Source organism: Geminicoccus sp. (assembly GCF_036263595.1).
In the GTDB taxonomy this organism is placed as follows: domain Bacteria; phylum Pseudomonadota; class Alphaproteobacteria; order Geminicoccales; family Geminicoccaceae; genus Geminicoccus.
Genome location: NZ_DATAGQ010000129.1, coordinates 13,708 through 32,727, shown reverse-complemented (window position 1 = coordinate 32,727; position 19,020 = coordinate 13,708). Strand labels below are relative to the sequence as shown.

The 19,020-nt window shown below is 66.7% G+C and carries 18 protein-coding genes and 1 riboswitch; of the genes, 7 read left to right on the top strand and 11 right to left on the bottom strand.

The genetic code is table 11. From position 1 onward, the window contains the following. Positions 1–3 precede the first annotated feature (3 nt). On the bottom strand, positions 4–387 hold the full coding sequence (locus VHL31_RS11995; RefSeq protein ID WP_329661449.1) for an alpha amylase C-terminal domain-containing protein: 384 nt from the start codon (positions 385–387) through the stop codon (positions 4–6). A 313-nt stretch (positions 388–700) separates the two neighbouring features. Continuing rightward, positions 701–3,181: a glycogen/starch/alpha-glucan phosphorylase gene (locus VHL31_RS11990; protein ID WP_329661507.1), complete on the bottom strand. Its 2,481-nt coding sequence runs from the start codon at positions 3,179–3,181 to the stop codon at positions 701–703. A gap of 282 nt (positions 3,182–3,463) precedes the next feature. Beyond that, a riboswitch (SAM riboswitch) is annotated at positions 3,464–3,542 on the top strand. 86 nt (positions 3,543–3,628) lie between these two features. Here VHL31_RS11990 and VHL31_RS11985 point away from each other — a divergent pair. Further along, positions 3,629–4,558 (top strand): homoserine O-succinyltransferase, encoded by a 930-nt coding sequence (locus VHL31_RS11985; protein ID WP_329661448.1) that lies wholly within the window; start codon positions 3,629–3,631, stop codon positions 4,556–4,558. A 14-nt stretch (positions 4,559–4,572) separates the two neighbouring features. Here VHL31_RS11985 and VHL31_RS11980 read toward each other — a convergent pair whose 3' ends face one another. Together VHL31_RS11980 and VHL31_RS11975 are read right to left on the bottom strand one after the other, a co-directional pair. Continuing rightward, entirely contained in the window at positions 4,573–4,917 is a 345-nt protein-coding gene (locus tag VHL31_RS11980) for a DUF805 domain-containing protein (protein WP_329661447.1), read from the bottom strand. A 339-nt stretch (positions 4,918–5,256) separates the two neighbouring features. Next, on the bottom strand, positions 5,257–6,039 hold the full coding sequence (locus VHL31_RS11975) for a class I SAM-dependent methyltransferase (RefSeq protein WP_329661446.1): 783 nt from the start codon (positions 6,037–6,039) through the stop codon (positions 5,257–5,259). 105 nt (positions 6,040–6,144) lie between these two features. Here VHL31_RS11975 and gloB point away from each other — a divergent pair, with 105 nt between their 5' ends. Further along, the gene (gene gloB, locus VHL31_RS11970) at positions 6,145–6,885 is read left to right on the top strand and encodes a hydroxyacylglutathione hydrolase (protein WP_329661445.1); all 741 of its coding nucleotides are present in this window, start codon (positions 6,145–6,147) and stop codon (positions 6,883–6,885) included. 9 nt (positions 6,886–6,894) lie between these two features. Here the strand turns inward: gloB and VHL31_RS11965 are convergent, their stop codons facing one another. After that, positions 6,895–7,758: an FtsX-like permease family protein gene (locus VHL31_RS11965; RefSeq protein ID WP_329661444.1), complete on the bottom strand. Its 864-nt coding sequence runs from the start codon at positions 7,756–7,758 to the stop codon at positions 6,895–6,897. Further along, positions 7,755–8,468 carry a cell division ATP-binding protein FtsE gene (locus VHL31_RS11960; protein WP_329661443.1) on the bottom strand — a complete coding sequence of 238 codons (714 nt, stop codon included), beginning with the start codon at positions 8,466–8,468 and terminating at the stop codon, positions 7,755–7,757. The genes VHL31_RS11965 and VHL31_RS11960 overlap by 4 nt, the downstream gene beginning before the upstream one ends. Before the next feature lie 126 nt (positions 8,469–8,594). Here VHL31_RS11960 and VHL31_RS11955 point away from each other — a divergent pair, with 126 nt between their 5' ends. After that, positions 8,595–9,236: a DUF3426 domain-containing protein gene (locus VHL31_RS11955; protein ID WP_329661442.1), complete on the top strand. Its 642-nt coding sequence runs from the start codon at positions 8,595–8,597 to the stop codon at positions 9,234–9,236. After that, positions 9,233–9,673 carry a nucleoside deaminase gene (locus tag VHL31_RS11950; protein WP_329661441.1) on the top strand — a complete coding sequence of 147 codons (441 nt, stop codon included), beginning with the start codon at positions 9,233–9,235 and terminating at the stop codon, positions 9,671–9,673. The genes VHL31_RS11955 and VHL31_RS11950 overlap by 4 nt, the downstream gene beginning before the upstream one ends. A 16-nt stretch (positions 9,674–9,689) precedes the next feature. Here VHL31_RS11950 and uvrB read toward each other — a convergent pair whose 3' ends face one another. The 4 genes from uvrB to VHL31_RS11930 all read right to left on the bottom strand — a co-directional run bounded on the left by uvrB (position 9,690) and on the right by VHL31_RS11930 (position 15,225). Further along, the gene (gene uvrB, locus VHL31_RS11945; protein ID WP_329661440.1) at positions 9,690–11,879 is read right to left on the bottom strand and encodes an excinuclease ABC subunit UvrB; all 2,190 of its coding nucleotides are present in this window, start codon (positions 11,877–11,879) and stop codon (positions 9,690–9,692) included. Positions 11,880–11,976: 97 nt separating this feature from the next. Further along, entirely contained in the window at positions 11,977–12,654 is a 678-nt protein-coding gene (locus VHL31_RS11940) for a GNAT family N-acetyltransferase (RefSeq protein WP_329661439.1), read from the bottom strand. Between the two features lie 15 nt (positions 12,655–12,669). Then, positions 12,670–13,737 carry a PilZ domain-containing protein gene (locus tag VHL31_RS11935; protein WP_329661438.1) on the bottom strand — a complete coding sequence of 356 codons (1,068 nt, stop codon included), beginning with the start codon at positions 13,735–13,737 and terminating at the stop codon, positions 12,670–12,672. Further along, on the bottom strand, positions 13,738–15,225 hold the full coding sequence (locus VHL31_RS11930) for a glycosyltransferase (RefSeq protein WP_329661437.1): 1,488 nt from the start codon (positions 15,223–15,225) through the stop codon (positions 13,738–13,740). It abuts the gene before it with no gap. Between the two features lie 324 nt (positions 15,226–15,549). Here VHL31_RS11930 and VHL31_RS11925 point away from each other — a divergent pair, with 324 nt between their 5' ends. Beyond that, entirely contained in the window at positions 15,550–16,233 is a 684-nt protein-coding gene (locus VHL31_RS11925; RefSeq protein ID WP_329661436.1) for a response regulator transcription factor, read from the top strand. On the opposite strand, the gene VHL31_RS11920 is transcribed toward VHL31_RS11925, so the two are convergent. Next, a complete protein-coding gene (locus tag VHL31_RS11920; protein WP_329661435.1) occupies positions 16,234–16,443 on the bottom strand; it encodes a hypothetical protein in 210 nt (69 codons plus the stop codon). A 233-nt stretch (positions 16,444–16,676) separates the two neighbouring features. On the opposite strand from VHL31_RS11920, the gene mtnK reads away from it, so the two are divergent. Both mtnK and VHL31_RS11910 read left to right on the top strand, forming a co-directional pair. Further along, entirely contained in the window at positions 16,677–17,951 is a 1,275-nt protein-coding gene (gene mtnK, locus VHL31_RS11915; protein WP_329661434.1) for an S-methyl-5-thioribose kinase, read from the top strand. Positions 17,952–18,050: 99 nt separating this feature from the next. Further along, positions 18,051–19,010, top strand: a complete 960-nt coding sequence (locus VHL31_RS11910; protein WP_329661433.1) for an ABC transporter substrate-binding protein — start codon at positions 18,051–18,053, stop codon at positions 19,008–19,010. Positions 19,011–19,020 lie beyond the last annotated feature (10 nt).

The window sequence follows — 19,020 nt, the reverse complement described above, 5'->3', positions numbered from 1 at the left end:
CGCTCAGGCAGCTTGCTCATCATTCGCCACGAAGAACAGGGTGGAAAGCGGGGGAAGCGTGACGAGCGCCGGGTACGGCCGGCCGTGCCATGGTATCGGCTCGCTCACGATTCCACCGAGATTGCCCATCCCGCTGCCTCGGTAGTACGCAGCATCCGTGTTGAGAACTGCTTGCCCGCTTCCAGGTTTCGGCAGGCTCAGGCGATAATGAAGCCTGGGCTTGGACTTGAAATTGCTGGCGACCGTGACTGGCGGGGCGCCTCTGGCGCCAAAGAGCCGCTCGTCGTCCTTCCAGGCAAAAGCATCGACCTTGGCCATGGTCGAGGCGGCGCCTGCCTGGTAGACGGCGGCAAAGCCGACTGGGTCGGCTTTCAGCGCCAGCAGCATGTCGTCCGCCCCACGGATCTCGTACTTGCAGGGGACGCCTTCGCGCAGTTCGGCCAGCAACAGCTCGAGGCCGCGCCCAGGCGACGGCGCATCGCATGACGGCAGCCGTCCCAGCCATCGAACTCGCCTAAGAGGTCGTCGTCCATGGGGCCCGCAGGGGTCCTCCGACGGCACGAACGTGCGGATGACGATCCCGCCCCCGACCTTGTGTGGCCCGAGCACGGCGAACAGGTCGCCATGACGGGCCTCCAGCACGGCGTCGAGGCCGAGTGGAGGACGAGGTAGTCGGAGGCGGGTTGCACGATGGACTACTTCATTCGGGGTCCATCGGCGCATGCCAGATCCGCTCGGCATACTCGCGGATTGCCCGATCGGAGGAGAACCAGCCGGCATTCGCCGTGTTCCGCAGCGACATGTGGCGCCACCGCGCGGACCGGCGGTACAGCCCGTCCGCCTCGCGCTGGGCGCGCACGAAGTCCGCGAAGTCGGCGGCAATCATGAAATAGTCCGAACTGTAGAGGTCTTCCACGATCGGGGCGTAGCGGCCGGGATCGTCCGGCGAGAACACGCCGCTGCGGACCGCTTCCAGCACCTGGGTGAGATCGGGATTGCCCTCGATGATGGCGCGCGGATTGTGGCCCTTGCTCCAGCGCTCGCGGACCTCATCGGCCGTCAGCCCGAAGATCAGGATGTTGTCGCGCCCTACCCGCTCGCTGATCTCGACATTGGCGCCATCCAGCGTTCCGATCGTCACCGCACCGTTGGCCTGAAACTTCATGTTGCCGGTGCCGGATGCCTCCATGCCGGCGGTCGAGATCTGCTCGGAGAGGTCCGCCGCCGGCACCAGCATCTCGGCGAGCGAGACGTTGTAGTTCGGCATGAACACGACCCGCAGCTTGTCGCGAACCGTCGGGTCGCGGTTGATCACCCGCGCCACGTCGTTGATCAGCTTGATGATCAGCTTGGCGCGATGATAGCTCGCCGCCGCCTTGCCGGCGAAGATCTTGACGCGCGGTGTCCAGTCGCGCTCGGGGTTGGCGCGCATGGCTTCGTAGAGATGGATCGTTTCTAGGATGTTCAGCAGCTGCCGCTTGTACTCGTGGATGCGCTTGATCTGGATGTCGAACATTGATTGCGGGTCGATCCGGATCCCGGTTCGTTGCGCCACGAAGGCGGCCAGCCGGTCCTTGGCTCCCCGCTTGACCTGCGCGAAACGCTCCAGGAAGTTCTGATCGTCGGCAAATCGCTCCAGATCCTTCAGTCGGTCCGCCCGGGCGATCCATTCATCGCCGATCGCCTGGGTGATCAGCCGGGCCAGGTCCGGATTGCACTCCACCATCCAGCGCCGGAAGGTGATGCCGTTCGTGATGTGGGTGATGCGGTCCGGGAAGAGCCTGTTCAGGTCCTTGAACACGGTGTCGCGCATCAGCTCGCCGTGCAGGCCGGACACCCCGTTGACCATCTTCGAGCCGATGAAGGCCAGATGGCCCATGCGGACGCGCCGGCCGTGGCTTTCGTCGATCAGCGACACGGAGCGGATCAGATCGTCGTTGGCGTCCGGACGCTGGCGGACTGATGCCAAGTGCATGGCATTGATCTCGAAGACCAGCTGCATGTGCCTCGGCAGCAACCGCTCGAACAGCGGCACGGGCCAGGTCTCCAGGGCCTCCGGCAGAAGGGTGTGATTGGTGTAGCCCAACGTGGCGCGGGTGATGGCGAACGCCTTGTCCAGCTCGAACCCGTTCTGGTCGACCAGGATGCGCATCAGCTCCAGCACCGAGAGGGCCGGGTGCGTATCGTTCAGCTGGATGCTGGCCGCCTCGGGCAGCGAGGTCAGGTCGTCATACTGGGTGAGGTGGCGCCGGATCAGGTCCTGCAGCGAGGCGGAGGTGAAGAAGAACTCCTGGCGCAGCCGCAGCTCATGGCCTTCGGGCGTGGAATCGTCGGGGTAGAGCACGCGCGAGATCGCGGTCGCCCGCACCTGCTCGGCGAACGCGTCGACATGATGGCCGCGGTTGAACGCATCCAGGCGGATCGGCGTGATCGGGCGGGCGGCCCATAGACGCAGCGTGTTGACGGTCTTGCCCTGCCAGCCGACCACGGGTGTGTCATAGGCCTGGGCGATTACCCGCTCGGAAGGCTGCCAGGCATAGGCGACCTTCCCGTCGACATCGTCCTCGGCCTCGACATGGCCGCCAAAGCCGATCTCGTAGTTCACCTCGGGCCGCTCGAATTCCCAGGGATTGCCGAAGGCCAGCCAGTCTTCCGGCAGCTCGACCTGCCAGCCGTCGCGGATGACCTGACGGAACAGGCCGAAATCGTAGCGGATGCCGTAGCCGTAGCCGGGCACCCCGACGGTCGCCATGCTCTCCATGAAGCAGGCGGCCAGGCGCCCCAGGCCGCCATTGCCCAAGGCCGCATCCGGCTCCAGCGCCTTGACCGCCTCGAAGTCGATCCCGTGCGCACGCAGCGCCTCCTTCACCTCGTCCAGCAATCCCAGGTTGCTGGCCGTATCGGTGAGGAGCCGGCCGATCAGGAACTCCAGCGACAGATAGTAAACCCGCTTCTTCTGCTGCCGGTAGGTCTGATCGGTAGTGGCGAACCATTTGTCGACCAAGCGGTCGCGAAGGGCCAGGGCGGTGGCCGCGTACCAGTCGTGCAGGCGCGCGAAGTCCGGGTTCTTGCCGACGGAGTAGCGAAGCGTCGTGACGATCGCTTCCTTCAGGTCCGTCGGGGGGGAGGCCGCCAGCCGCTTCGAGGCGGGCGGGATGGAGATCGGCTGGACAGTATCCATCACGACGCAGGTCCTTCAGCACAGGGTTCCGGACGGTTCCAGCCGATCCATGAGCCTGCGCAAACTCTATGTGGCGCGAAGGTGCGCGGCCCACCCCGCATCGTCCACGTTGAAAGCCGGAGCCGCGCCCGTACATTCCAGCGGTTGTGTTCGGGTTGGCAAGGGCCCCTTCGGAAACGGGAGGCCGGGATGCATAAATCCGCATCCACGTCCCTGCGCCGGCGGAATATCGCGCCTGCGGGGCGATACCTTGACAAGCCGGGAGCGGACGGCCAGCTTCCAGTCGTTGTCCGTGGTGATTTGCGCCGACCGGCTTGCGGCCACGCTAAACAAACCGCTAAAAGGTCGTGATATAGGAAGATTTTCTGGGGCCTGCCCAGGAGATCGTCACATATCCGTCCATGATCGGTCGGCCGTTAGGCTAGGTGAGAGCCTGAGGACCGATTCATGCCCATCAAGATACCCAACGATCTGCCGGCGGCGGAACTGCTGCGGAACGAAGGCGTACGCCTGATCGGGGAAGATGTCGCCGAGAAGCAGGACATCCGGCCCATGCAGGTCGGCCTTCTCAACCTCATGCCGGACAAGCTGACGACCGAGACCCAGTTCGCACGGCTCTTGGGTGCTACGCCGCTCCAGGTCGAACTGACGCTGATCTCAACCGGCAGCTACGTGCCCAGCAACGTTCCGCAGTCCCATCTGCAGAGCTTCTATCGGAGCTGGGAGCAGGTGCGGGAGCGCAAGTTCGACGGGCTTCTGATCACCGGCGCGCCGGTCGAGCTGCTCGAGTTCGAGGACGTCAAGTATTGGCAGGAGCTGGTCGACGTCCTCGAATGGTCGCGCACCCATGTGCACTCGACCTTCAACGTCTGCTGGGGCGCCCAGGCTGCGCTCTACCATTTCCACGGCGTGCCCAAGCATGCCCTGCCCCAGAAGCGCTTCGGCATCTTCCGCCACGAAGTCACCGAACCGCGCGACGCTGCGCGTTCGCCGCTCATGCGCGGCTTCGACGACGAGTTCTGGGTGCCGGTCAGCCGCCACACCGAGGTTCGGGAAGAGGACCTGCCGACCGATGGCAGCATCCGGGTGCTCGCGCGCTCATCCCGTGCCGGCCTCTGCCTGTGCGAGGACCCGGCCAACCGGCACCTCTTCATGTTCAACCACCTGGAATACGACACGTTCACGCTCGACCGCGAATATCGGCGCGACCTGGAACGCGGCCTGAACATCGAGATGCCGCTGCGCTACTATCCCGACGACGACCTGTCCAAGCGGCCGGTGAACCGCTGGCGGGCCTATGCCCACCTGCTCTTCGGCAACTGGATCAACGAGATGTACCAGACGACGCCGTTCGAGCTGGACGCCATCGGCTCATAGCAGCCGCGCAGCATTCACCCATAGCTGTTCTGCCCCGGCGTACCTCGCTGCACGGCGAACACGAACAGCACGATCGTGCCGATCAGCGGCACGAACGAGATCCAGTACCACCAGCCCGACCGATCCGTGTCGTGCAGCCGCCGCACCAGCACCGCGATGCTGGGAAGCAGGATGACGAGGCCCAGGATCGACGGAAAAAGCGAGCGCCCGTGAGGAAACAGCGCGGCATCAAGGATGGTCGCCCCAATCATCACCAGGACGATGAACAGGCTGAAGTACCAGAACTCGGACCTGGATGCCCTGCCTCGAAATGTCGCGTACTTGGAGAAGCAAGCCGATACTGCCTCAACAAATGACATGGGAGGATCTCCTCAAGGCAAAAACTCCATGACCGGCAAGCAGCGTCACGAGCGATGGTCTCACCGGCAAAGAATGTGAACATTCATGCCGCGGATGCCGGTCAGATGCAGTTGCTACATCGAGCGGTTATAGGCCTGCAAGCGCATGGACAGCAGGGAAACTTGAACCTCGGCACGCTTATGCCTGAGTTTCATTAAAAAAATCTTGCCGCTTGGCCGTAGGCCTACTGGCACATCGCCGCAGTGATCCGATGAACAGCCACATGCGCTCCGCGTCGACGGTGCCGGCGTGCAGCGGTGTGGGCCTCGTCCACCCGGCGGAACCTGCCGGACCGGTGATTACCGCCTGGGCGGCCTGCGGTCGTTCGGGGCGAGCATGCGGACGGGGACGGTGGTGCTGGTCCGGGCGGCGGCGGTTTCCGGCATGACGACGTAGCGGCGACGGCGCGGCTGGGCGATCTGGAAGGAAGGAGCACCGAGATAGAGCTGCTTTTCCGCCTCGGCCAGCAGGATTCCCGACAGTTCCGGCCAGAGCCGCTGGCCGGCCCGTTCCAGTGGAATGGCCATCCGCTGCAGCAGCTTGAGATTCCACGGCGGCACGAACATGGCCCGACGCACCTCCCCGCGAACAAGCAGATGCCGGGCCAGGAGCCGCTGCAACTGTCCGGCCGTGAACGGCGAGCCCTGACCGAACGGGGTGGTGTCGGAAAGGCACCAGAGGCCGTGCCGGTTGGGCACGATCAACACGATCCGGCCGTCGTCCGCCAACACCCGCCAGATCTCGCGCATGAGCCGGTCAAGACTGCGGCAGGTTTCCAGTGCATGCACCATGAGGATGCGGTCGACGCTCTGGTCTGCCAGTGGGATCTCGTCTTCCTGGAAAATCGCAAGGCGATTGGGCCCTTCTTCGGGCCAGCGGCCGGCACCCATGCTGGATGGCACCAGCGCGATGGTCTGGGCAGCCTGCTCGGCGAACACATCCATGTAGGGCGCGGCGAAGCCCAGGCCGACGATGGTCTTTCCGGTCACGTCGGGCCATAGCTGGCGCAGTTGCAGTCCGACCAGCCGGCGCGCCAGCTGGCCCTTGCGGCTCGCATAGAACTGCTCCAGGTCGGTCGTCATCGCATCACCGGCATCGGCCTCAGATCGGCAGGCCGCCAAGCTGGCACGACCCGCCCTTGCGGACCATATACGATCCCGACCGCGATCATGAAGGGGAGACGAGACTTGGCCGACACCGATATCACCGTGGAACTGCTGCCGATCCTGGACGACAACTACGCGTTCATGCTGCGGCGGAACGGCAACTCGACGGTCGTGATCGTCGACCCGGGTGCCGCGGAGCCGATTGCCCAGAAGCTCGCCGAGCGGGGTCTGCAGATCGGGACGATCCTGATCACCCATTATCATGCGGACCATATCGACGGCGTCGAGCAGCTGGCGCTTGCCACGCATGTCGAGGTGATCGGCAACGGCGCAGACTGCCATCGCCTGCCGAAGCTCACCCGCACGGTGGAGCCCGGCCAGCGCTTCGAGCTCCTGGGCACGACGGTGGAAGTCCTGGATACGCCCGGCCACTGCCAGGGCCATATCAGCTACTACCTGCCCGACGCGAAGGTCCTGTTCTGCGGCGACGTCATGTTCACCATGGGCTGCGGCCGGGTCGGCGAGGGAACGCCGGACGTGCTCTGGCACTCGCTGCAGCTGCTGAGCGGTCTGCCGGACGACACGGTCGTCTATTCCGGGCACGAGTACACGCTCGGCAACGCGAAATTCGCGGCCCATGTCTTCCCCGACAACGCCGAGATCAAGGCGCGGCTCGAGAAGATCCAGGCCATGCGCAGCGCCGGCGAGCCGACCGTGCCCACGACCCTGGCCGAGGAAAAGCGCACCAATCCCTTCCTCCTGGCGGGAACGGCCGAGCGTTTTGCCCAGTTGCGCGCCGAGAAGAACAGCTTCAGGGGGTAAGCCTGCCGATCAATCCAGATGCCGCAGAGCCAGGCCCGCCGTGACGCGGCCGATCGCGGTGAGCAGGAGGACCATCACCAGTGGGACGGCGGCCAGCAGGATCCAGGGGGTCGGCATCGCGGTCAGCGACGCCAGGCCCGGCAGCTCGAGAAGGCCGCCGGCATCCAGCAGGACGACGATCGTCACGGCAGCCGCGGCAAAGCCGATCAGGCCCCCGCGCAGCGCCACGTGCAGCACGTGGCGCTGGAACTGCCGGGCCAGGAAACGGTCGGAGGCCCCAAGCATCCGCAGAAGATCGACGGTCTCATCCTGGTGACGGACGGCGCTGCGGATGACGGCGACGACCAGGGCGATGGCAGCCGCCAGGAACATGATGGCCGCAGCCGTACCCAGGAGGCGCAGGCTCTCCGCCACATCGATCCTCGCGCCGCCGGCCTTGCCGGCGTCCTCGACGACGGCGTCCGGCACGACGCTGCGGACGAGCCCGGTCACGCGCGTGAAGTCCGGTTCCAGGGCCGGCCGGAACCGCAGTTCCAGGAGGCTGGGCAGCGGCAGCGTCGTCCCGTCGGGTTGACCGAGAAGATCGCTGACCTCGGCTGCCGGGATCCGGTCGACCCGGACGATGTCGGGATCAGCCAGCAGGAGGGCGGTGACCGCCGCGAGGTCGCCTTCCGCCTTCGAGGCATCGAGCGGCGGCGGCAGCGACACGATCGCGACGTTGGCGTTCTCCGCGGCAGCACCCAGCAACTGGTGCGCAGCACCGGCCACTGCCAGCGCCAGCACCGCGAGATAGACCAGGACGGCGATCGACCAAGTCATCATGCGGCCAGCGGCCGTGCGGTCGAGCGGGATCACGACGTCGCTGCGCTTCATGCGATGCGTTCCGCCGGCTGCCAGGCGGCCGGTCCGGCAGGCCACAACGTACCGTCATGCACCTGCAACTGCCGGAACGGGTACCGGCGCAGGGCACCGGCGTGGTGCGTAGCGATCAGAACTGCCGTGCCCATCCGATTGAGTTCCATGAACAGGCGCATCAACCGGTCGCCCCGATCGTGGTCCAGATGGCTCGTGGGCTCGTCGGCCAAAAGCAAGGCCGGCCGCGTCACCACCGCCCGCGCGGCGGCGATCAGCTGGCGCTGGCCCATGGACAGCACGGGCGGGAACTCCCTAGCGAGATTGTCCATGCCGAGCCAGGACAGCATCTCCCCGGTCGACATCTCGGTCTCCTTCGTGTCGACCTGGGCGAGCCGCAACGGCAAGGCGACGTTGTCAAAGACGGTCAGATGGTCGAGCAGGCGGAAGTCCTGGAAGATCATGCCGATCCTGCGCCTCAGCCCCGGGCGGGCATGGCGCCGTACATGCGTCACGTCCTGGCCGAACAGGTCCAGGCGCCCGCGCGCCAGTGGCCTCGCCAGCGCGATCATCTTCAGCAGCGAGGTCTTGCCGGCACCGCTCCGGCCGGTGAGCACGTGGAACGATCCCGCTTGCAGCGTGAGGTCGATGTCGCGCAGAACGTCCGGGCCCGAGCCATATGCCATGGCGGCGCCGATGAGCTGGACAATGATTTCGCGCTGGTCGTTCAATTTTGAACCCAAGCAGGTTGCCGGTCGGCAAACGACGAACGCTGAGGCGACGTTGCCTGACGACGATTACGTGAAGATCCGCACGTTGCAACGGACACGTGTGGTATACGATACGTTCCGGATCCCATGATCGTCACCTGTCCCAACTGCGCCGCCAAGTACCGGATCGACAGCGCTGCCATCGGCGAGCGCGGCCGCATGGTATCCTGCGCCAACTGTCGCCATCGCTGGTTCGTGGATCCCCAGCACACGGCCACCGAGTCCGCCACCGCTCCGCCGCCGCCGGCGCCCGATCCGGTTCGCCCCGGTGAGACCTCCGGCACCGTCAGGCCGGGAAGCCGCAGCAGCAGGCTCGGCTGGATCGTGCTGCTCGTTCTGGTCACCCTCGTCGCCGGTGCCGTGCTGGCGCGCGACCGCATCGCGACCATGTGGCCGCAGACCGCTGGCGTCTATCGGCTGGTCGGGCTGTCGGTGACGATCGACCCGGGCATCGAGATCCGCGGCGTGACCTCGGCGGAGACCCAGGAGAACGGCGTGCGCGTGCTGGTGGTGACGGGCGAAGTGGTGAACACGACCGACTATGCCAGGACCGTCCCGCCGCTCCACGTGTCGGTGCTGGACGATGACCGCAAGGAGCTGGTGAACGAGATCATCAAGGTCGAGCCGGCGATCCTCGAGGCCCGTGCCACCGTCCGGTTCGAGACCAGGGTCCAGGATGTTCCGCCGGAGGCCCGTCATACGGCCGTGCGGCTCGAGAATCGTCCTTGAGCTCACCGGTCGAGCTTGCGCTCGCGGAAGCCCGGGCCGCGGCAGACCGTGGTGAAGTGCCGGTGGGTGCCGTGATCGTGCAGGGTGGCGAGATCGTGGCCGCGGACGGCAACCGGGTCGAGGAACGACACGACCCCACCGCCCATGCCGAGATGGTGGTACTGCGCGCCGCCGCGGCTCGGGCCGGATCGCCACGCCTGCCCGAGTGCGACCTGTGGGTCACGCTGGAGCCCTGCCCCATGTGCGCCCAGGCCATCTCGTTCGCACGCATTCGCCGGCTGTACTACGGCGCCTCGGATCCAAAGGGCGGCGGCGTCGAGAACGGCCCGCGGATCTTCGAGCAGCCGACCTGCCACCATCGGCCGGAGGTGGTAGCCGGCATCCGCGAGAGCGAGGCGGCGGAGCTGTTGCGAGGGTTCTTCCAGGCCCGGCGTTAATACCAGGGCGATCTGGTCAGGCTCCCTGCCGCTTGCGTCCCCGCGCCTTTGCCTTGGCGTCCCTGGCCTTTTCCGCCCGCGACTTGCTGGTGGGCTTCCAGGCATTGGCGCTCGCCTGCGCCACCGGCCGCGACGGCATCCCCAGCTCGCCATCCTCCAGCCGCTTGATCTCGTCGCGCAGCCGGGCTGCCTCCTCGAACTCGAGGTTGGCGGCTGCCTTGCGCATCCGGTTCTCCAGCTCGCCGATATGGCGCTGCAGCTCCATGCCGCTCAGGATGGTCGGCTTGTCCTCGACCAGGTCGATCGTCACGTAGTCGCGCTCGGCCACGTCGCGCATGATGTCGGCGATGTGCCGCTTGATCGTCTGCGGGGTGATGCCGTGCAACTCGTTGTGGGCGAGCTGCTTGGCGCGCCGGCGCTCCGTCTCCGACAGAGCCGCCCTGATCGAGCGGGTCATCGTGTCGGCGTAGAGGATGACCTTGCCCTCCACGTTGCGCGCGGCACGGCCGATCGTCTGCACCAGGGACGTTTCCGAGCGGAGGTAGCCTTCCTTGTCGGCGTCCAGGATCGCCACCAGCCCGCATTCGGGAATGTCCAGGCCCTCGCGCAGCAGGTTGATGCCGACCAAGACGTCGAACTTGCCCAGGCGCAGATCGCGGATGATCTCGATGCGCTCCAGCGTGTCGATATCAGAATGCATGTAGCGGACATGGATGCCCTGCTCGTGCAGGTACTCCGACAGGTCCTCGGCCATGCGCTTGGTGAGCGTCGTCACCAGCGTGCGCAGGCCCTTCTCCTTGGCGAGCCTGATCTCGTGCATCAGGTCGTCGACCTGGTGCTCGACGGGTCGCACCTCGCAGACCGGGTCGATCAGGCCGGTCGGGCGGATGACCTGCTCGGAGAACGCGCCGCCGGTCCGCTCCATCTCCCAGGGGCCGGGCGTGGCCGAGACGAAGATCGTCTGCGGCCGCATCGCGTCCCATTCCTCGAACTTGAGGGGGCGGTTGTCCTTGCAGGACGGCAGGCGGAAGCCGAACTCGGCCAGGATCGACTTGCGGGCGAAGTCGCCCTTGTACATGCCGCCCACCTGCGGGACCGTCACGTGGCTCTCGTCGACGATCAGCAAGGCGTTCTTCGGCAGGTACTCGAACAGGGTCGGCGGCGGCTCGCCAGGCGCGCGGCCGGTCAGATAGCGCGAGTAGTTCTCGATGCCGGAGCAGGAGCCGGTGGTCAGGATCATTTCGAGGTCGGCAGTCGTCCGCTGCTCGATCCGCTCGGCTTCCAGCAGCTTGCCGGTCGCCCGGTAGTGCTCCAGCGTCTCCTCCAGCTCCTTCTTGATCCCTTCCACAGCCGCCTGCAACGTGGGCTTGGGTGTCACGTAATGGCTGTTCGGGTAGAGGCGGATCTGGTCCATCTTCTCCAGCCGCTTGCCCGTGAGCGGATCGATTTCCACCAGCGCGTCGACCGTGTCGCCGAACAGGTCGATCCGCCAGGCCTTGTCCTCCAGATGGGCCGGGAAGATCTCGATCACGTCGCCCTTCGCCCGGAAGTTGCCGCGGGCCAGCTCCATGTCGTTGCGCTTGTACTGAAGCTCGACGAAGGCGCGCAGCAGCTTGGCGCGGTCGACCTTCTGGCCGCGCTTGAGCGTCATGGTCATCCGGGCATAGGTCTCGGGGCTACCGATGCCGTAGATGCAGCTGACCGACGCCACGATCACCACATCGTCACGCTCGAACAGCGCGCGGGTCGCCGAGTGGCGCATCCGGTCGATCTGCTCGTTGATGGCCGACGTCTTCTCGATATAGGTGTCGGTCCGGGCGACGTAGGCTTCCGGCTGGTAGTAGTCATAGTACGAGACGAAGTACTCGACCGAGTTCTCGGGAAAGAAGCTCTTCATCTCGCCATAGAGCTGGGCGGCCAGGATCTTGTTGGGTGCCAGGATCAGTGTCGGCCGCTGCAGGTTCTTGATGACGTTCGCCATGGTGAACGTCTTCCCGGAGCCGGTGACGCCCAGCAGCACCTGGTCGCGCTCGCCACGCAGGAGGGCGTCGGTGATCTCTGCGATGGCCTGCGGCTGGTCGCCGGCGGGCTGGTAGTCCGACGCCAGGGTGAGGGCCTGCCCGCCCTCCGGCCTCTGGATCAGGTCCGGCGCTTCCGCCACCGCCTTGAGCAGTTCCAGCCCGGTCAGGCCTTCCGTCGTGTTCATGCTCGCCCCGCCGCCGCTCCGGACCATGTACGTGACATGGTGGGGAGTGGATCCTCCGAGAACAAGAGGAGAACGAACCGCAGGTGCCAGGGAGTTTCTAGGCCTGCCGGTAGACCGCCACAGGGGCCAGCAGCCGGAAGCCGACCCGCTCGTAGAGGCGCCGCCCCTCCTCCGAGGAGATCAGCAGCATGCGGGCCGCACCCAGCGCACCGGCCCTGGCGCTCATCGCCGCCATCAGGGCTTCACCCATTCCTCGGCGGCGAAAGGCCGGCTGCGTGAGGACCTGGTCCACCACCACCAAGCCCCGGTCGGCCCAGCCGAAACGCGCCGTCGCGGCCAACGTACCGTTCGTCTCGGCACCGAAATAGGCGACGGCCGCATGCACGGCGCCAGCGGCGGGTCGTGCCGCCACGCGGCGGGCAGCGCCCGATGCATCGGCAAGTTCATGCACCTGGATGTCGGCCGCAACCTCCGCGCCGAGCGGCAGCATCGCCTCCATCAGGTACTCGTCGGCGAGCTTCTGCATGGATCGAGGCAGGTCGCGCGGCCAGCTCGCCGCGTCGGCGCCGATCAAGGTCAGCCACATCCCGCGCTCCAGTGGCAGGCGCTTGGTGCGGGTACCCCAGCAGAACAGCTCGGATGGACGGCCCATCGGCACGCGGTAGCGGACGATCGCCAGGTCCTCGCCGACGGCCAGCTCGGAGCCGGCGGCGCTTCGGGCGTTCAGGTAGCCCTTCAGGAAGGCCTGGACCTGCACACCCAAAGAGCTGTCCACGACGGGGGCCACCGGCTAGCGCAGGTCGACGGTGACGGGCGTACCCAGCAGGTCGAAGTCCAGCGGCTCGTCGGGGCGCACGACCACCGGCACGAGGGGATCTCCGCGGCCGGCCGGACGCCGGTCGATCAGGCTCTCCAGCGGGACCTTCAGCTCGATCTGCTCGATCTGGCCCGTGCGGCTGGCCCCTTCGCCTGGCAGGGACAGGCGTACGGGCGTTCCGGGTGTCAGGGTCCGCGCCTTGTCCAGCGGCACCCTCGCCACGACCTTCAGCGGCACGTCGTTCGAGATGAGCAGGGCGACGGAGCTTCCGGCCGTCACGGCGGCACCGTCCGCCGCCTGCCACTGGCCGATCGTGCAGTTGCAGGGCGCCAGAAGATTGTAGGCGCGGCCGTCTGGCCCGGTCACCTGGCCGATCGGCATGCCTTCCGAGGTGGGCGCCCGCACCGCAACCAGCTGGTTCAATTCGCCGACGACCGGTGCGCTCACACGATAGATCGGCACTTCGATCCGCGCGTCGGTGACGCGGATACGGTAGAACCGCTCATAGGCCCCCCAGGCCACGACCGCGGCCAGGGCCAGACCCGCCAGGCCCGCCAGGGCCCAGCCCAGCACCCGGCGGAGGCCGCCGCCTTCCTCGTCAACGGATGGCACCCGCGCAGGGCCGAACGAGTCGCGCCCGAGTGCCACGAGCACGTCGTCGGGCGAGGCGATCTCGCCGGTCAGGTAGCGGTCGACGATATGGCGGAACAGGCTGATCTGACCGCGGGTCATGCCGGTGAAGCGGCAGCCGAAGCGCGGCCTGTCGGGCAGGCGATAGACCAACTCGGCGTCGAGGCGGACCGTCAGCTCGAAGTCCTCGAACGGCAGGGCGAGCACCACCGGGAAGATCTCGCCCTCCCGAAAGGCCGGAGGCTCGGCATCCACGCCAAAGCCTCCCAGCGACCAGTCGTCGACCTGGAACCATGCGCCGTCGATCTCGGCCCGAATCGGGATCTTCAGCCGGACGTGCTGGCGATGGATCTCCGCCTCGTGAACGGGCGGCTCGACCGCACCCTGCTTCGACGTTCCCTGCTTCGACATTCAGTGCCCTTCGAACGGCCACGGGAAGGTACCGGACCAGAAGACGAAAAACGTACCCAGGCCCAGAACCGCCAGTACCTGCAAGTAGATCGCTCCCGCCTCGACCAATGCTCCACGCCAGCCGTTCGCCGGACTGCGGCTGCTGATGTTCTGGCGAGTCCAGCGTTGCCTGTCCAACCTGAACAGGGCCCTCGCCTTGACCAGGGCCAACACGACCTGATCGTACCACAACAGGAGCGGCCAGCTTCCCTCGACGGACGAACGGGCGGTCAGCAGGACCAGTGTCTGGACGGATCGCGTGAACACGACCCAGATGGCGTAGAAGAGCAGCGCCCAAGGGGTAGCCACCACCGCCGTCACGATCGCAGCGATCGGCCCGATGAGCGGGGTCCAGATCGAGATGCGCTGGTCGATCAGGCTCCACCACAGGAACCAGCCGGTCCTGCCCGGTCCAAGGGCGATCGCCTTGCGCCCGGAGCGCAGCATGTTGCCGGACCAGCGCAGCACCAGCTTGCGCGAGGCGCGCAGGAAGCCGCCCGGCGGCGGGTGCTCCACCGTCAGGACCTGCACGTCCGGCACGTAGAGCATCGGGCGACCGGCGCGCAGCAGATGGAACCAGGTCGACTTGTCCTCGCCGGTAAGAAACGGGATGTGACCGAGCCGCCAGTGGTCCATGCCGTCATTCTCGACCGTGTCGATGAATGACGGGTCGGTCGCGATGTCGGCCGGGAAGAGCGAGAACCGGCCGGTCATGGCCAGGACGCGACCGGACAGGGCCACCGAACTCATGGTCTGGTGCCGACGTGCGAAGCGAAGCTGGTACCATGAGGAGAAAGGGAAGCGATGACCGAGCGTCGCCGGCCGTTCGTCCGTGGTGATGCCGCCCAGCCGCGGATTGTGCAAGAAGAAGGGAACGGTGCGGGCCAAGCTGCCGACGGGCAGGATGGTGTCGCCGTCCATCACGGCCACCACCGCGTCCGGTGGCGGCATCCGCCGGGACACGCCGCGCAGCGCCGTCGCCAGGGCCCGCCGCTTGCCCTGCCCCGGCAGGCGGACGAGCAGGAGCCGGACGCGGGATGGCGGCGCCGACAGGTCGAACAGCCGGCGGATCGCCATCTCGTCGCCGCGCTCGACCACCGAGGCTACCAGCGTCACGGGACCCTCCCACGCAGCCGCTTCCGCGATGACCGACCGCCAGCATGCGAGAGTCGTGGCGGCGGCGATCCGATAGCTCGTCACGATCACGAAGAGTTCGGTGGCAGCCCCGATGCCAGGCTCCCACGCCCGCTCGGCGCGCCGACGGAGCCTGGGGAACACGAGACCCCGGAACAGCAGCGCCCGGACCAGGTGGACCAAGCCCCATCCATAGCGCCAGATTCCGACGGTGACGGGCACGAACAGGATGCCATGACCGACGGCGGCCACGGCAGAGGGCGGCACCAGGATGACCGCGGCCGCGACCACGAGGAAATGCAGTGCCAGGATCATCCTGGCTCCACCTCCGACCTTCCGTCTCTGGTCATCGTTTCCTTCATGAGGCCGCAGATCCGGACCAGTCGCCGCTCCCGTCAACAAGATGCCGGCCCGTTTCTGTAGTCGGCGGCGCCCGCCCTGGGAAAGGCAGAAGCGTCGCAGGGGCGATCTTCACCAGGACGGTGTGTCATGCCACGTGGCGCCACTTTCCTGCGACCGCCACGCCGGTCCGCGCCCATGGGGCCGACCGCATCGACGCTGTGGATCACTTGAGCTTCGTGATCGTCACTCATAGGTTGGCAACCGCCGCTGAAGCATGTGGCGTGACGGGCTGGTTGAATGGCTAAGAACGAACGTATCCTGATCGTCGACGACGATGTCGCTCTTCGTCGTGAACTGGCCGAGCAGCTCGCCATGCATGAAGGCTTCAGGGTCACGGAAGCCGGATCGGGCAAGGAAGCCCTGGCCATTGTGAAGGGCGAGGAGTTCGATCTCGTCATCCTGGACGTGGGCCTTCCCGACACCGACGGGCGTGACCTGTGCAAGCTCCTGCGCAGGAACGGCGTGAAGGCGCCGGTCATCATGCTGACAGGCCGCGACGGCGATGCCGACGAGGTGCTGGCGCTGGAGAGCGGCGCCAACGACTACGTCACCAAGCCGTTCCGCATGTGGGTGCTGATGGCGCGCATCCGCGCGCATCTCCGCCAGCACGAACTGTCCGACGACGCGGTGTTCCAGGTCGGCCCCTACCAGTTCAAGCCGGCCGCCAAGATGCTCATGAACGGCAGCCGCAAGATTCACCTGACCGAGAAGGAAACCGCGATCCTGAAGTATCTCTACCGGATCGGCGACAAGCCGGTCGCGCGCGAGGTGCTGCTGGACGAGGTGTGGGGCTATAATACCGGCGTCACCACCCATACGCTGGAGACGCATATCTACCGGCTGAGACAGAAGGTCGAGCCGAACCCGGGCCAGGTTTCGCTGATCGTCACCGAGGCAGGCGGCTACCGCCTGGCGCGCTGATCAGCGTCCGAGCTGACGAACCTCGGCCGCGCGGCGCCGTGCGGGCGCAGCCGGCTCGATGAAGCGATCACCAAAGCGCAGGGCCTTCTGCACGGCGGGCAGGCGTCCGTCGCGGTCACGGTCCATGACCCCCTGGACGTAGCAGAGGTAGCCGTAGATGCACATCGCGGCGAGATAGCCGACCGTGATCGTCAATTCGAGCAAACCCATCGCCATGATCCTAAACGGGCCGGCCCGCCGCACGCACGCAGCCGGCCGAAGAACCAACATCCGCGCCCGATAGTCGTCCGTGTAGCCGGCAGGGTACCGATGCGTCCGGACCTCAACCGGCCAGCGGCGGCCCAGTTCCGTCCCTTGCACCAGCCTGGATCCCGCCGCTAAACGCGCCCTGCACCGTGTGCCGCGCGACCGGGCGCGGCAGGACAACAGGAAGGCTGGACGACATGGCGCTGCCGACGCCCGACGGCTATCGCATGATGGACGAGAACGAGTTGCGGCACCTCCTGGCGGGCCTGCCCGACATCGTGGCCCGCTTAGGCGGCGACAGCGGAAGCTGGCAGGTTCGCGAGGTCGGCGACGGCAACCTCAACCTCGTGTTCATCGTGGAGGGCAACAACGGCGGCATCTGCGTCAAGCAGGCCCTGCCCTATGTGCGGCTGGTCGGCGAGAGCTGGCCTCTCGACCTCAACCGCGCCTTCTTCGAGTACCGGGCGAGCGTGATCCAGGCGGAGCACTGCCATGGCCTGGTGCCGCAGATCCTCCACTACGAGCCGACGCTCTTCCTCATCGTGATGGAACTGCTCTCGCCGCACATCATCATGCGCCGGGGCATGATCGACGCCGTGATCTATCCCCGCTTCGTCGAGCACATCACCGACTACATGGCTCGCTCGCTGTTCTTCACGTCGGACCTGGCCCTGCCGGCGGCGCAGCGCAAGGCGATGATCACCGAGTTCTGCCCGAACACGGACCTGTGCAAGATCACCGAGGACCTGATCTTCACCCATCCCTACATGGTGCACGAGCTCAATCGGTGGACGAGCCCGCAGTTGGATGGCTGGGCCGCGGCTTGGCGGGGCGACGACCAGCTGAAGCTCGCCATCTCGAGGCTCAAGCTGGACTTCCTGTCGAGGGCCGAGGCCCTGCTGCACGGGGACCTGCATACGGGATCGATCATGGTCACCCCTGACGAGACCAGGGTCATCGATCCCGAGTTCGCCTTCGTGGGGCCGATGGCGTTCGACATCGGCAAGCTGCTCGGCAACCTGGTGCTGAACTTCTTCAGCCATGACGGCCACGAGACGGTATCGCACGAGCGGGACGCCTATCGCGCCTGGGTGGTGGAAACGATTCATGGGGTCTGGCACGGGTTCGCCCAGAAGTTCCTGGACCTTTGGACCCGCCACCGGACCGGCGACGCCTACCCGCGCGACCTCCTGCCGGAAGGCTCGGCGATCTTCGCGCAGGCCCAAAACGCCTTCATCGAGCAGATGTGGACCGACGCCGTCCGCTATGCCGGCGCATCGATGATCCGGCGTACCCTGGGCCTTGCCCACAATGCCGACCTCGAGCGGATCGAGGATCCCGACCGTCGCGCGGCCTGCGAGAAACGCGTCCTGGAACTGGCGCGGGACCTGGTGGTGAACGCCGGCAGCTATGCTTCCGTCGAGCAGGTCACCGGGCGTGCCAGAGCGATCAGGGAGCGGGATCTCGGCTAGAGGTCGTTGCTCGGCGAGGGTGGCCGGCGCACCAAGCGCTTGTCCCCCCTGCGGACGAGGCATAAAGCACCGCGTCATTCGGTCCTCGGAATGGTGCCCATGCGTGTCGATCGCCGCAGCTTCATTATAGCCCTGCTCATCACCACCACCCTGCCCGTGCGCGGATGGGCCGCCGACGCGCCGCTCGTGGCGATCACCGCTATCGTCGAGCACCCGGCGCTGGATGCCTGCCGGGACGGCGTCATCGAGGGGCTGAAGCAGCAGGGCGTTGCAGCCGAGACGACCTACGAGAGCGCGCAGGGCCAGCCCGCGACGGCAGCGCAGATCGCCCGCAGCTTCGTCGGCATGGCGCCGGCCGTCATCGTGGCGATCAGCACGCCCTCGGCCCAGGCGGCGGCCTCGGCCACCAAGGACATCCCGATCGTGTTCACGGCGGTGACCGATCCGGTTGGTGCCGGGCTGGTGACAGACCTGGCGCGCCCGGGCGGCAACGTGACCGGCCTTTCCGACCTGTCGCCGCTGGCCCAGCATCTCGACCTGATCCTGGAGATCAGCCCGCAGGTGAAGACCCTGGGCATCCCCTACAACCCCGGCGAGGCCAACGCCGTCACCCTCCTCCGCCTGATGACCGGCTACGCCAACGAGCGCGGGATTCAGGTGGTCGAGGCCACGGCGTCGAAGTCGGCCGACGTGGTGGCCGCCGCCCGGAGCCTGGCCGGCCAAGTGGACGCCATCTACGTGCCCACGGACAACACGATCGTCTCCGCCCTGGAGAGCCTGATCGTGGTGGCGCGCCAGGCGAAGATACCCGTCTTCAGCGGTGACACGGACAGCGTCGCCCGTGGCTGCATCGGCTCGATCGGCTTCGACTATTTCCAGGTGGGCGTGCAGACAGCCGCGATCGTCGCCCGGGTGCTGAAAGGCGAGAAGCCGGGCGACCTTGCGGTCGAGGTCGCGCAGGGCACGGACCTAGTCCTGAACCCGACGGCGGCAGCCGCATTCGGCGTCACCATCCCCGAAGCCGTGCTGTCACGCGCGGCCAAGATCGTGGGCGCCTGACGAAGGAAGG

Coding starts and splice junctions, on each gene's coding strand:
- mtnK (WP_329661434.1), top strand. CDS start 16,677: ATGGCGCTGCCGACGCCCGACGGCTATCGCATGATGGACGAGAACGAG.
- VHL31_RS11995 (WP_329661449.1), bottom strand. CDS start 387: ATGCTGCTGGCGCTGAAAGCCGACCCAGTCGGCTTTGCCGCCGTCTAC.
- VHL31_RS11910 (WP_329661433.1), top strand. CDS start 18,051: ATGCGTGTCGATCGCCGCAGCTTCATTATAGCCCTGCTCATCACCACC.
- VHL31_RS11985 (WP_329661448.1), top strand. CDS start 3,629: ATGCCCATCAAGATACCCAACGATCTGCCGGCGGCGGAACTGCTGCGG.
- uvrB (WP_329661440.1), bottom strand. CDS start 11,879: ATGAACACGACGGAAGGCCTGACCGGGCTGGAACTGCTCAAGGCGGTG.
- VHL31_RS11980 (WP_329661447.1), bottom strand. CDS start 4,917: ATGTCATTTGTTGAGGCAGTATCGGCTTGCTTCTCCAAGTACGCGACA.
- VHL31_RS11965 (WP_329661444.1), bottom strand. CDS start 7,758: ATGAAGCGCAGCGACGTCGTGATCCCGCTCGACCGCACGGCCGCTGGC.
- VHL31_RS11955 (WP_329661442.1), top strand. CDS start 8,595: ATGATCGTCACCTGTCCCAACTGCGCCGCCAAGTACCGGATCGACAGC.
- VHL31_RS11975 (WP_329661446.1), bottom strand. CDS start 6,039: ATGACGACCGACCTGGAGCAGTTCTATGCGAGCCGCAAGGGCCAGCTG.
- VHL31_RS11920 (WP_329661435.1), bottom strand. CDS start 16,443: ATGGGTTTGCTCGAATTGACGATCACGGTCGGCTATCTCGCCGCGATG.
- VHL31_RS11990 (WP_329661507.1), bottom strand. CDS start 3,181: ATGGATACTGTCCAGCCGATCTCCATCCCGCCCGCCTCGAAGCGGCTG.
- VHL31_RS11930 (WP_329661437.1), bottom strand. CDS start 15,225: ATGATCCTGGCACTGCATTTCCTCGTGGTCGCGGCCGCGGTCATCCTG.
- VHL31_RS11935 (WP_329661438.1), bottom strand. CDS start 13,737: ATGTCGAAGCAGGGAACGTCGAAGCAGGGTGCGGTCGAGCCGCCCGTT.
- VHL31_RS11925 (WP_329661436.1), top strand. CDS start 15,550: ATGGCTAAGAACGAACGTATCCTGATCGTCGACGACGATGTCGCTCTT.